11 protein-coding genes and 1 pseudogene are annotated in these 12,736 nt (G+C 65.2%); 4 read left to right on the plus strand and 8 right to left on the minus strand.

The window, feature by feature from the left end; genetic code table 11:
• Positions 1 to 98: 98 nt before the first annotated feature.
• The 7 genes and pseudogenes from ACKAE7_RS18730 to ACKAE7_RS18760 all read right to left on the minus strand — a co-directional run.
• A pseudogene (locus tag ACKAE7_RS18730) lies at positions 99 to 392 on the minus strand (glycerate kinase); the annotation flags it as partial.
• A 29-nt stretch (positions 393 to 421) separates the two neighbouring features.
• The gene (gene gcl / locus ACKAE7_RS18735) at positions 422 to 2,200 is read right to left on the minus strand and encodes a glyoxylate carboligase (protein WP_408979988.1); all 1,779 of its coding nucleotides are present in this window, start codon (positions 2,198 to 2,200) and stop codon (positions 422 to 424) included.
• Between the two features lie 119 nt (positions 2,201 to 2,319).
• Positions 2,320 to 3,237, minus strand: coding sequence for a 2-hydroxy-3-oxopropionate reductase (locus ACKAE7_RS18740; protein WP_408979989.1), 918 nt, complete (start codon positions 3,235 to 3,237; stop codon positions 2,320 to 2,322).
• A 73-nt stretch (positions 3,238 to 3,310) separates the two neighbouring features.
• Positions 3,311 to 4,111, minus strand: coding sequence for a TIM barrel protein (locus tag ACKAE7_RS18745; protein WP_190612737.1), 801 nt, complete (start codon positions 4,109 to 4,111; stop codon positions 3,311 to 3,313).
• 235 nt (positions 4,112 to 4,346) lie between these two features.
• Positions 4,347 to 4,874 carry a hypothetical protein gene (locus tag ACKAE7_RS18750; RefSeq protein ID WP_188812317.1) on the minus strand — a complete coding sequence of 176 codons (528 nt, stop codon included), beginning with the start codon at positions 4,872 to 4,874 and terminating at the stop codon, positions 4,347 to 4,349.
• Positions 4,875 to 5,133: 259 nt separating this feature from the next.
• Positions 5,134 to 6,423 (minus strand): MFS transporter, encoded by a 1,290-nt coding sequence (locus ACKAE7_RS18755; RefSeq protein WP_190612738.1) that lies wholly within the window; start codon positions 6,421 to 6,423, stop codon positions 5,134 to 5,136.
• A gap of 56 nt (positions 6,424 to 6,479) precedes the next feature.
• Positions 6,480 to 7,706 carry a M20 family metallopeptidase gene (locus ACKAE7_RS18760; protein WP_408979990.1) on the minus strand — a complete coding sequence of 409 codons (1,227 nt, stop codon included), beginning with the start codon at positions 7,704 to 7,706 and terminating at the stop codon, positions 6,480 to 6,482.
• Between the two features lie 136 nt (positions 7,707 to 7,842).
• On the opposite strand from ACKAE7_RS18760, the gene ACKAE7_RS18765 reads away from it, so the two are divergent.
• From ACKAE7_RS18765 to ACKAE7_RS18780, 4 genes are all read left to right on the plus strand, one after another.
• A complete protein-coding gene (locus ACKAE7_RS18765; RefSeq protein WP_408979993.1) occupies positions 7,843 to 8,871 on the plus strand; it encodes an Lrp/AsnC family transcriptional regulator in 1,029 nt (342 codons plus the stop codon).
• Positions 8,872 to 9,031: 160 nt separating this feature from the next.
• Complete coding sequence (locus ACKAE7_RS18770) at positions 9,032 to 10,438, plus strand: cation:dicarboxylate symporter family transporter (protein ID WP_238340730.1); 1,407 nt, start codon at positions 9,032 to 9,034, stop codon at positions 10,436 to 10,438.
• Positions 10,439 to 10,477: 39 nt separating this feature from the next.
• The gene (locus ACKAE7_RS18775; RefSeq protein ID WP_188812321.1) at positions 10,478 to 10,777 is read left to right on the plus strand and encodes a putative quinol monooxygenase; all 300 of its coding nucleotides are present in this window, start codon (positions 10,478 to 10,480) and stop codon (positions 10,775 to 10,777) included.
• Between the two features lie 125 nt (positions 10,778 to 10,902).
• Complete coding sequence (locus ACKAE7_RS18780; protein ID WP_408979991.1) at positions 10,903 to 11,820, plus strand: Rieske 2Fe-2S domain-containing protein; 918 nt, start codon at positions 10,903 to 10,905, stop codon at positions 11,818 to 11,820.
• Between the two features lie 94 nt (positions 11,821 to 11,914).
• Here the strand turns inward: ACKAE7_RS18780 and ACKAE7_RS18785 are convergent.
• Positions 11,915 to 12,736 (minus strand): HNH endonuclease signature motif containing protein (locus ACKAE7_RS18785; protein WP_408979992.1); only part of this gene is annotated, 822 nt, incomplete at its 5' end.

Below are 12,736 nucleotides of genomic sequence, written 5' to 3' on the forward strand. Positions count from 1 at the left end.
GGAACCGGTCACGGCCGAGTTCGCCGTCCGGGGCAATGAGGCCGTCATCGAGATGGCAGCGGCCTCGGGCCCGGACGCCCGTCCACCAGGGCACTGGCCGGGAGAAGCGCCAGGCCCGAGGCCGCTGCCATCTCGATGACGGCCTCATTGCCCCGGACGGCGAACTCGGCCGTGACCGGTTCCCCTGTTGGTCCGGCCACCACGGCGCTGCGGCGGGTGAAGCCCGAGCCGACGGCGGCGTCGAGGGTTCCCTCACCGCCGTCGGCTACGGGAATCCGGATCACGTCAAGGTTCCCGCCCGCGCCCCGCTGCAGGCCCTTTTCCAGGTGCGCACAGACTTCGGGGGCGGACAACGACCCCTTGAACTTGTCCGGGGCAATGACAATGCGCATGGCTGTCTTTCTTTCTAGGGCTTCAGCGTTTAGGCCTGCAGGGCCAGGATGGCGGTGGGGGCGTCGGCGGCGGTCTCGGCCAGTTCCTCGAACTCGTTCACGGCGTTGATTTCCACGCCCATGGAGATGTTGGTGACCTTCTCCAGGATCACTTCCACCACCACGGGAACCTGGAACTCGCCCATGAGTGCCTTGGCCTTGTCGAAGGCGGCGGCGAGGTCGTTGGGGTCCTCCACGCGCACGGCCTTGCAGCCCAGGCCCTCGGCCACCTTGAGGTGGTCCACGCCGTAGCCGTTGGTCTCAGGCGAGTTGATGTTGTCAAAGGCCAGGGACACGTTCTGTTCCATGTTGAACCCGCGCTGGGACTGGCGGATCAGGCCCAGGTAGGAGTTGTTCACCACCACGTGGATGTACGGCAGGTTGAACTGCGCACCCACGGCCAGTTCCTCGATCATGAACTGGAAGTCGTAGTCCCCGGAGAGGGCCACCACGGTCTCGTCGGGCTTGCCGCGGACCACGCCCAGGGCGGCCGGGGCGGTCCAGCCCAGCGGACCTGCCTGGCCGGCGTTGATCCACTTGCGCGGGCCGAACACGTGCAGCATCTGCGCGCCGGCGATCTGGGACAGGCCGATAGTGGACACGTAGATGGTGTCGCGGCCGAAGGACTTGTTCATCTCCTCGTACACGCGCTGCGGCTTGATGGGGATGTTCCCGAAGTGCGTCTTGCGGTGCAGGGAGGCCTTGCGGTCCTGGCACTCGGCAACCCAGGCGCTGTAGTCCGGCAGGGACCCTGCCGCCTTGCGCTCTTTGGCGAGCTCAACCAGCCCTGCCAGCGCCGCACCGGCGTCGGACGCGATGCCCAGGTCCGGGGAGAACACGCGGCCGATCTGCGTGGGCTCAATGTCGATGTGCACGAACTTGCGGCCGGCCGTGTAGGTGTCCAGCCCGCCGGTGTGGCGGTTGGCCCAGCGGTTGCCGATGCCGATCACGAAGTCGCTCTGCAGGTAGTTCTCGTTGCCGTAGCGGTGCGAGGTCTGCAGGCCCACCATGCCGGCCATGAGCTGGTGGTCGTCCGGGATGGTGCCCCAGCCCATCAGGGTGGGGATGACGGGGATGTTCAGGGTCTCGGCCAGCTCCACCAGCTGTGCGGAGGCGCCGGCGTTGATGATGCCGCCGCCGGCCACGATCAGCGGGTGCTTGGAGGCGGTGAGCATGTCCAGGGCCTTTTCCAGCTGCTTGCGGGAGGCCTTGGGCTTTTCGACGGGGAGGGGCTCGTAGGTGTCGATGTCGAACTCGATCTCGGCCAGCTGCACGTCGATGGGCAGGTCCAGCAGGACCGGTCCCGGGCGGCCGGAGCGCATCAGCTGGAAGGCCTTCTGGAAGGCGCCGGGGACCTGGCCGGGCTCCAGAATGGTCATGGCCATCTTGGTGACGGGCTTGGCGATGGACTCAATGTCCACGGCCTGGAAGTCTTCCTTGTGCAGCTTGGCCACGGGGGCCTGGCCGGTGATGCAGAGCATGGGGATGGAATCGGCCCAGGCGGCGTACAGCCCGGTGATCATGTCCGTGCCGGCGGGGCCGGAGGTGCCAATGCAGATGCCGATGTTGCCGTCCTTGGCGCGGCTGAAGCCGTCAGCCATGTGGCTGGCACCTTCAACGTGGCGGGCCAGGGTGTGGCGGATGCCGCCGTGGGCGCGCATTGCGGAATAGAAGGGGTTGATCGCGGCGCCTGGCAGGCCGAACGCCTCGATGGCGCCTTCCTTTTCCAGGATGGCAACCGCTGCATCAACGGTACGCATCTTGCTCATGGTGTGCTCCTACTTAAGTCTGTTTTTGGGTGTGCTGAAGGAGTTTTTGTCCAGATATGCAGGCTTATGGGGCTATCAAGTCCGCATATCTGGACAAAAACTTCGTGGGGTGGGGCGGGTTACTTCCGGCCGCTGAGCTGGAGGACCTGCTTGAAGAGTCCGGAGTGGTCCAGTGCGCCGTCGCCCTGGTTGACGGTGGCGGCGACGAGCTGGGCGACGACGGCGCCGAGGGGGACGGCGACGTTGGCTTCGCGGGCGGCGGAGGTGACGACGCCGAGGTCCTTGTGGTGCAGGGCCAGGCGGAAGCCGGGGTCGAAGTTGCGGTCCAGCATCTTCTGGCCCTTCTGGTCCAGGACCTTGGAGCCGGCCAGCCCGCCGCCGAGGACCTTAAGGGCGGCGTCGGTGTCCACGCCATAGGCCTCAAGGAAGGCGATGGCCTCCGCGAGGACCTCGATGTTGACGGCGACGATGAGCTGGTTGGCGGCTTTCACGGTTTGGCCGGAGCCGGAGGGGCCCACGTGGACGATGGTTTTGCCGACGGCGTTCAGCACGTCCGAGGCGGCGTCGAAGTCTTCCTTGTCGCCGCCGACCATGATGGAGAGGACGGCGTCGATGGCACCCTGCTCGCCGCCGCTGACCGGGGCGTCGAGGGGGCGGATGCCGGCTTCGCGGGCTTCATCCGACAGGCGCTTGGCGACGTCGGGGCGGATGCTGGAGGCGTCAATCCACAAGGTTCCCTGCTTGGCGTTGGCGAAGACGCCGTCCTTGCCGCCCACTACGCCCTCCACGTCGGGGGAGTCCGGCACCATGGTGATGACGACGTCGGCATCCTTGACGGCGTCCGCGATGCTCGTGGCGCCCTTGCCGCCTTCGGAGACCAGCTTGTCGATCTTGTCCTGGCTTCGATTGAAACCGGTGACGGTGTGGCCTGCCTTGACCAGGTTGATGGCCATGGGCAGGCCCATGATTCCGAGTCCGATAACTGCAACGTTGCTCATGATGGTTCTCTTTCCTGAAGTCTGTGTGGGGTTACCCAACTAGGTCGCAGTAGATGTCGTTTTGAGGGCTCTAAACGACACTTGGCGCTACTCAGTTGGGTGGGGCGGGGGATTACTGGCTGACGCGCTGGCGGATGGCCCAGCTGAAGGCCGTTTCCTGGGGCTCCTTGTACTCGAGGCCGATGTAGCCCTCGTAGCCGAGTTCGCGGCTGCGGGCGATCCACTCGCCGAGGGGGAGGGTGCCGGTGCCGGGGGCGCCGCGGCCGGGGTTGTCCGCGATCTGGATGTGGCCGAAGTCCTTGGCATGGTTTTCGATGACAGCTGCTACGTCGTCGCCGTTGACGGCGAGGTGGTAGAAGTCGGCGAGGAGCTTGATGTTGCCGACGCCGGCCGCCGCCTTCACGCGGGCGATGACCTTGAGTGCGTCTGCAGCGGTGAGGAGCGGGTACTTGGGTGCCCCGCTGACCGGTTCGAGGAGGACGGTCCCGCCGATCCGGGCGACGCCTTCGGCGGCCGCGGCCAGGTTCTTGACCGCCAGCTCGTCCTGCTCCTCGGGAGTGAACTCGTCCTGCCGGTTGCCGTAAAGAGCATTGAAGGCTTTGCAGCCCAGGCGCTCGCCGATACCGGCCACAACGTCGATGTTGTCCTTGAACTCGGAGCAGCGTCCCTTCCAGGAGACCAGTCCGCGGTCGCCGCCGGGCATGTTCCCGGCGTTGAAGTTCAGGCCGGTGAGCTGCACCCCTGCGTCCTTGATGGCGTTCTCGAATTCGGTGACCTGGGCGTCGGACGGGACGGAGCTCTCAAAGGGCCACCAGAACTCGACGGCGTCAAAGCCGGCTGCCTTGGCTGCTGCAGGGCGCTCGAGAAGGGGCAGCTCCGTGAGGAGGATGGAGCAGTTCACTGTGTACGTCATCGTAGGTCCTTCCAAGGAGGGCTTTGATCCATCTTCCCTTGCTTCAGTCTTTACAAACTTTCCGCTTTGTGGAATTTAGATTCTGCTTTATGAAAAGTGTAGGGAATGAGGGGCGGGGGAGTCAAGAGGCGCAGTTTGCCCGAGTGCGCTGCCTTAGGAGAGTCGGCAAGCAAAAGAGCCAGGGGCGGTGGCCCCTGGCTCTCTTATGTTTCTGTCTACGGAAAGTCCTGCCCTGTCAGCGGCCTCTCGTAACTTCAACGACCTCGCTCATCTCCCACTTGGTCCAGTCAGACCAGTCCCCGTTGCCCTTCTGCACACGGAAGGAGACCACGTGGTAGACCTCTTCGGCGCCCCGGCGGTCCAGGTTGCGCACCTTGTCAACGCTGTGGATGGTCCTGGCCTTGTCATCGTCCTTTTTGAATTCCTCGTAGAAGTGGGAACGGCCGAGGAGGTCGTCGGTACGCCGCGGGCCCTTCTCGTCCTCGTAGCGGAGTTGGCGGATATGGACGGTCCTCTTGCCGTCCTTCTTGCCGTCTTTGTCGTCGCATTGGACTTTGATCCTGAAGTCGACCTTGTTGCCGCGGAGGTCCTTGGGGTCCAGCGGCTTGACGGTACACCCGTGCCGGTCGTCACGCCGGTCGTCATGCCCCAGGGCTGGGCCGGCGAACGCCACGGAGCCCCCGAGCAGGCCCAGTGAGAGAAGCGGGACCAGGGCGATCCTGGCCCGGGTTGAGCGGATTCCTGTTGATGGAGTGATGGACATTTGTGCTCCTGATAAGGATGCGGTTCACAATTTTGTAAGGGTGCGATTCCCCATGCGGGCCGAGTAAGCGCGCGCCTGGCTGAGCATCGCAATCAGCATGGCGGCCGCAGCCTGCTTGTCCCATTTTCAAAGTGCGCCCTGCTAGTGGGGGCGTATCCGGCCTCATTCGATGTTGTGATCCGGTAGTTAAATCCTGCTCCTGCAATTCGAGCCGCGCTAGGGTGGTGTCTACCCTTTTTGGTTGCGCTCCCACCCGCGCCTAGTGCGTCAGGTCCTTGCCCTTCGTCTCAGGAATGGTGAACACGAATGCCGCGCTCACGGCCAGGAGCACCACCGCGTAGATGTTGAACAGCTGCGGCACGCCCATGGTGGTTCCGAGCCATTGCTGCAGGTACGGTGCGGTGCCGCCGAACACTGCCACGCAGATGGAGTAAGGCACACCCACGCCGACGGTGCGGATGGACGTCGGGAACAGTTCGGCGTAAACAGCCGGGACAATCGCGGCGCTCGCAGCTATGAAGATCAGCATCACGGACATGCCTACGGCCAGCTGCCAGGCTGCATCCTTGAGCAGCCAGGTCATGGGGAAGTGCATCGCCGCGGAACCGATGGCTCCGGACCACAGGACTTTTTTGCGCCCGATGCGGTCAGACAGCTTCCCCCAGAAGGGAAGTGCGGCGATGAAGACGATGTTGGCGATGACGGCTGCCCAGAGTGCTTCGCCGCGGTCGATCTTCAGGGCGGTGGTGGCGTAGCTGGGAGCCACGACTCCCCAGACGTAGTAGATGACTGTCAGTCCAACCGTCAGGCCGATAACCTGGAGCGCCTGCTTGCGGTGGCGGACAATCTGCGGCCAGAGCGGTGCGCGCTTTTCCGCCAGCGATTCGCCCTCGAACGCTTCGGTCTCGTGCAGCCGTGAGCGCATGATCAGCGCGTACAGCCCCATGGCCGCACCCAGCAGGAACGGGATGCGCCAGCCCCAGGCGTTCATGGCCTCCGCGGTCAGGGTCATGTTAAGGACGGCGCCCAGCAGTGTGCCGAACAGGATGCCCACGGTTCCGGAGGTGTAGATCAGGGTGGCCCAGAAGCCGCGGTGCTCCTTGGGGGCCATCTCGGACAGGTAGGTCTGCGACGACGGCAGCTCGCCGCCGTGCGCCAGGCCCTGGATTAGCCGTGCCACGAGCAGCATCAGGGACGCCCAGGCGCCGATGCTCGCGAAGGTCGGAGCGATGCCGATCATCAGGCTGCCCAGCGAGGCGAGTCCGACGGCGAGGGTCATCGAGGTCTTGCGGCCCACCCTGTCGCCGATCCAGCCGAAGAGGAAGCCGCCGAAAGGACGTGCCACAAAGCCGACGGCGAAGATCGCCAGGGTGGACAGCACCGCCGACGCCGGGTCGGCCTTGCTGAAGAGCTGGCTGGCAATGAAGGGCGTGAATGTGGCGTAAATGGCCCAGTCGTACCATTCGACGGCGTTGCCGATGCCGGTTCCGACGATGGTCTTGGTGGTGGACACGCGTCCAGTCTGCTGCTTGGTTACTGCAATGGACATGGTTACTTCCTCAGGTTCGTGGTGAAGAGGATGGGGATGGGAAGGACGACGGCGGGTCAGGCCGCCGCCAGCGCGGCAAGGCGCGAGGTGGCCAGTTCGGTGTAGAGCGCAGCTCCATCAGCCAGCACGCCGTCGTCGAACGTTGCATAAGGGGAGTGATTGAACGGTGAGGCGGCCGGATCGGCGCCCGGGGCGACGGCGCTGAGGCCAACGAACGTGCCGGGCACCTCGGCGAGTACCCGGGAAAAGTCCTCCGAACCGCTCAGGGGAGTGGCCCAGCGGGAAAGGCGGCGCTCGCCGAAAAGTCCCGAGATGACCTTCTCCGCCGTGTGCGTTTCGTCTTCGTTGGTGATGGTGAGCGGGTATTCCTCCTGATAGTCCACGTGGACCTCCACGCCATGGGCTGCCGCGATTCCCTTGAGCAGGCGGGGCACGGCCTCCATCATCCGCAGCCGGGAAGCTTCGGAGAAGGTACGGACCGTCGCCTCGATGCGGGCAGTCTCGGGGATGATGTTCCGTTTGGTGCCGGCGTGCAGCACACCCACCGAGAGCACCACCGGATCGAACATGTTGAACTGCCGGGTCACCATGACCTGCAGGGCGGTGACCATTTCGGCAGCCACTGTGACGGGATCCTTGGCAGCATGAGGAGCGGAGCCGTGGCCACCTGCGCCGAGGACGGTGACCTCCAGCCCGTCGGAGGCACTCAGCATCACGCCGGGCTTGGTGCAGAAGGTGCCGTGGGGCTCGAGCGAGGAAAACACATGCATTCCGTAAGCCGCCTGCACGCGGGTTCCGGCGGCATCAAGGACGCCTTCGCGGATCATGTAGCTGGCACCGTCGCACCCCTCTTCGCCGGGCTGGAACATCAGGACGACGTCGCCCTGCAGCAGGTGCTGCTTCTCGGCAAGGAGTGTGGCGGCTCCGGCGAGCATCGAGGTGTGCAGGTCGTGGCCGCAGGCGTGCATGGCGCCGTCGGACTGGGAAGAGAACTCCGCGCCCGTCTTCTCCTGGACGGGAAGGCCGTCCATATCGGCGCGGAGGAGAACCGCGGGCCGCTGGGCGCCGGGGTTGCCTGCCGCGGCCTTGCCCCCGCGAAGCACTGCGGTGACAGAGGTGGTTTCCTTGCCCAGGGTGATCTCGAAAGGAAGCCCGTCGAGGGCCTGGAGGACTTTCTCCTGGGTCCGCGGGAGGTGCAGCCCGATTTCGGGGTGCCGGTGAAGATCGTGGCGGAGACGGGTGAGGTCCCCCTGCAGTTCCTTGGCGTCTTCAATCACGGGCACTTTATAACTCCTGAGCTCAGCTTTTCGGGTCTGTGGACTATTCTGGAGTGGCGCAACTCACATTGCGTGAAAGCGCTCGAAGTATCCTTGCTGGAGCCGATTTTGACAGGATTCATGCTTGGGGACGGGGGAAGTGGTGGAACTCAGTGAGGAAGACCTGGCCCTCATCCAGGTGCTGCAGACCTATCCGCGTCTTGGCTGGGCGGACGCCTCCAAGGTGCTGGGGGTGCACGCCACCACTCTTGCCGCCCGCTGGGAACGGCTTACCTCAAGCGGGGCGGCGTGGGTGACGGCGCACCTGGCGGGGGATCCGAAGCAGATGCTCCTCGCCTTTGTGGCGGTGGACTGCGACATGAACCTGAGGGACAGTGTGACTGCGCAGTTGGCAGGCATCCCGGGGATCGTCACCGTGGAGGAAGCGGCAAGCAACAGGGACCTTATGCTCACCGTGATCACCAGGTCGCTGGAGGAGTTCAGCGCAACGGTGGTCGCCCAGCTGAAGAACATCGAGGGGCTCATCAAGTACCAGGCGGCCCTGTGCACACGGCTTCACACCAGCGCCGACGAGTGGCGGCTGAATATCCTGGACAAGCATCAGCTGGCATTGCTTCGGACGCTCGGCCACCAGGGCGGCCCGGACGCCCACCAGGCGGAGGCGGGGCAACTGCCGCAAAGCCACCTGGACCTGCTGCCGTTCCTGGCCCGCGACGGCAGGGCAACTGCGGCCCAGATAGCGCGGGAATTGGGGCGGCGTCCGGCAACGGTGCAGCGTCAGCTCAACCGGGTGCTGGCCAGCGGGATCCTGCTGTTCCGCTGTGAAATCGCGCAGGCCTTTTCCTCCTACCCGGTGACCTGCCAGTGGTTCGCCAACGTCCCCGCCGGACAGCACGAGGAAGCGGCCGCCGCCATCCGGACCATTAAGAATGTCCGCCTGAGTGCCTCCACCACAGGGCCCACCAACTTCGTGATCATCATGTGGCTGCAGTCCCTTGCAGACGTTATGACTGCCGAACTTGCCCTTCAGCAAAAGGTCCCGGGGATTCACCTGGTGGAAAGCGTGGTGATGCTGCGGACGGTTAAACGGGTGGGCTGGATGCTGAACGAGGACACCACGTCCAGCGGCGCGGTGGTGGTCCAGTCCGCGGCACTGCCGGCTGCGGACTGAACCACGGCGGACTGGGGCAACCCCAAATTCCCCGCGGCCGGCGCCGGCAGACTTAATAGTTCCGCATTATGAATTTATCTTTCCGGAAACATGCGGTTCCTAGCGTTGCTTGTGACCCTGCGGCATGCGTGCCGCCGTCCTCCAACGAACAGGCAACGGCATGAATGTCACCGCGCCCACGGCAGCACCTCCCGCTTCCAGGAAGCCGCTCTACAAATCCCTCTTCTTCCAGATCCTGGTGGCCGTTGTGGCCGGCATCCTGATAGGACACCTCTGGCCGGACATCGGTGCGGCCCTACGCCCCCTAGGTGACGGCTTCATCCAGCTCATCAAGATGATCATCGCGCCGCTGATCTTCCTGGTGATCGTCACCGGCATAGCCGCGGTCAGTGACGTCAAGGCTGTGGGCCGCACGGGCGTCAAGGCTTTGATCTATTTCACGGCAGCCACGCTGTTTGCGCTGGTCTTCGGCCTGGTGGTGGGGAACGTGGTCCAGCCGGGCGCGGGACTGAACATCGATCCGGCGTCGCTCTCCCAGGACGCCCTCAACGCGAAAACCGCCACCGCCCCGCCGAAGGATGCCGGCACCTTCATCCTTGGAATCATTCCCACCAGCGTGGTGGGCGCGTTTGCCAGCAACAGCCTGCTGCAGGTGCTGTGCTTCGCGGTCTTCTTCGGCGCGGCGATCGTCGTCGTCGGCCGTGAACGCTGCATGCCCGTCGTCACGCTGATGGAGACCGTGCTTGAGCTGTTCTTCAAGATCATGGGCTGGGTGATGCGGGTGGCGCCGGTGGGTGCTTTCGGCGCCATGGCATTCATCATTGGCCAGTACGGCCTCAGCTCGCTGAGCACGTATGCCCTGCTGATCGCGGCCTGCTACGGCGCGGCGATTGTGTTCATCGGGCTGCTGTTCGTTGTGGCGTGGGTTTATCCGCGGGTCCCGCTGTGGCAGTTCATGAAGTACACCCGCGAGGAATTCCTCCTCGCTTTGGGCACAGCCTCCACCGAATCCGTGCTGCCGCGCATCATGACCAAACTGACCAACGCCGGCTGCTCCCGCGCCACCACCGGCCTCGTGGTTCCCACCGGGTACTCCTTCAACCTCGACGGCGCCGCGCTGTACCTGTCCATTTCCCTCCTGTTCCTGGCGCAGGCCTTCGGCTACAACCTGGACCTCGGCCAGCAGCTGGCCGCCCTGGGCATCCTCATGCTGACATCCAAGGGCATGGCCGGCGTCCCCGGTTCGGCGTTCCTGGCCCTGTCAGCCACGGCGGGTGCTTTGGGAATTTTCCCGGTGGCGGGCGTTGCCCTCCTCCTGGGCGCGGACCGGCTGATGGACTCCATGCGCGTGGTGGTGAACCTGCTGGGCAACTGCGTTGCCACCTTCGTGGTGGCCAAGTGGGAAGGCCAGTTCGACCGCGCCGCCATGCTCCGCGCCTTTGCAGGTGAAACCACGACGACGGATGCGGCCTTTGAGCCGGCCGGAACCAGTGCGCCTGGCAGCGTGGCGGCGGGGACCGCCGTCGAACAGTCGCCGCTGGGGACGTCGGCGCCGGCGGTGCGGTAGCGTCCGGCCTTTGCCGCCCTTGTACTGCACACTGTTTCTATGACCTTTGCGAATGTGGGAAGCCTCGAAACCAAGCCGGGCCAGCGCGATGCCGTCCTCTCAATCCTGGTCCGGCCCATGCCCGGGCTGAAGGAGGCTGGCTGCCTGCTCTACGAAGTGGGCGTGAACGACGCTGTGCCGGACACCGTGTTTGTTTGTGAGCTGTGGGAATCGCCGGAAGCGCACCGGGCTTCCCTGGGGCTGGAGAGTGTGCAGGCGGCGATTGAGGAAGCCATGCCACTGCTCACCGGTGAAATGGGCGGCAACCAGTTCACGGTGCTGGGTTCCCCGCTTCATTAGGTTTTCGCGCCGGTAGCTGTCAGCGCTTGCAGGGTTCCAACCCAAGGGGCCCTGTGCTGCGCCTGCTCCGGCAAGTAAGCTTCCCGGCATCGACTGGACATGAAGCACAGGGGTAAGGGAGACACATGAAACCGCTGCCTGCACTGGAACTTGTTACCCGCCTGGAAGATGCGGAGTGGCTGGACCCCATTTCCAAAAAGGTCCGGAAAGTGGTGAAGCGGGCCATCCGCCCCAAGTGGGCACGCGACGTCCTGCATGGCGTTCCCATTGGACACCCCGTGCATCCGCTGGCGGTCCAGGTGCCCATGGGTGCGTGGATCTCCGCGGCCGTGCTGGACGCCCTGCCTGGTAACGACAAGGCCTCAGCGCTCCTGATCGGTGTGGGTACCGGAGCCGCCGTGCCCTCCGCGGTGGCTGGCTTTACCGACTGGACGCAACTGCACCCCCAGCAGCAGCGGGTGGGGTTGGTTCATGCTGCCGCCAACATCACGGCCACGGGCCTCTATGCTGCCTCCTTGGTTGCCCGGGCCCGGGGCAGCCGGGGAGGAGGCAAGGTGCTTGCCTACCTCGGCCTGGCCGTTGTGGGTGCGGGCGGGTTCCTGGGCGGCCATCTCACGTACCGGCAGGCGGCGGGCGTGAACCACAGCGAGGAGATCCCACACCGCTTCCCGAGCGGATGGCAGCCGCTGGCGCCGCTGTCCGAGCTGCCCGACGGGAAGCTCCACAAGATTGTTGTGGCCGAGATTCCGCTGCTTGTCTATCGGGAGGGGGATGCCGTCAGCGTATTGTCCGACGTCTGCAGCCACCTCTCCGGGCCACTGCACGAAGGCAAGATCAAGAGCGGCAGGCTCCAGGACAGGGTCAAGCAGAATGGCGGCCCTGGTGACGGTGGCGACCCGTGTGTGGTGTGCCCCTGGCACGGAAGCACCTTCTCGCTGCGGACGGGGGAAGTGCAGGCTGGCCCGGCCACCGCGAAGCAGCCGCTTTTCGAGACGCGGGTGAGCGGTGGCCTCGTGGAAGTCTGCCTGCCCGGGGCTGAGTAGACGCTCGTCCGGCATGTGCTTGGGCCGTCTTCCCGGCTCGGGGCTGTTGACCCCCGCGCGCGGCTGCCCGTGTCTGTGGGGCGTTTCATGCCGGCTAGGTCAGTGCCGGGTCCCGGTCCCTTACTGGGTCCCAGTCATTCATGGGGTCCCGGACATTCAGGGGGTATGGGGGCAGGACGGGCGGCAGGGCGTAGAAGTCTTCCCAGATGGGGTCGTCCACGGGTATGTCGTCCAGGTCTATGAGGTTGTCATCTTCAGGTTCCTCCTGTGGTGGTTCCAGGTGCAGGAGGTCTCCGGCAGGGCAGGCACACGCGCCGGGCATGGGCCGGTAGGGCAGCATGCCGGGGATTTGCCCGCCGTGGTGCTCCTCCGGTTCCAGCGCCGCCGGCAGGGCGGACAGGACAGATTCCGGCCAGTGGGGTGGTTCCCAGTCCTGGTGTTCGCTTTTGTAGTGCCGCCCGGACGGTGAGATCCAGCCGGGTGGTTCATCCTTGGTGGCCGGTGTCGGTTTCCACCCGCTGCTGTGCCGGAGTTTGTGGTGCTTCGGGCAGGGCTGTCCGAGATTGCTGATCCCGGTGGTCCCGCCGTGCTGCCAGGCCAGGAGGTGGTCTGCCTCGTTATCCAACGATGGGTTGTTGCAGCCGGGGAAGGGGCATGTGCCGTCCCGCAGCCGCAGCCAGTTCCGCATCGCTTTGGTGACCCGGTAGCTGGTCCGCCCGATCTCCAGCGGCGCCCCGTCCCGCGGATCAACAAGGACCCGGTGGAACGAATCGGCACCGTTCGCGACCAGGTCCCGTGCCATGGACGGCGGGATGGGCCCGAACCCGTCCAGCACGGCGGGCTCATCCGTCAGGCCCATCAGCGCGACTACCGGGACCATGACGAGCACCTGCGCCCGCACCGCAGACGACAGCCC

The organism is Pseudarthrobacter sp. NKDBFgelt (assembly GCF_046097905.1).
Classification (GTDB): Bacteria; Actinomycetota; Actinomycetes; order Actinomycetales; family Micrococcaceae; genus Arthrobacter; species Arthrobacter polychromogenes.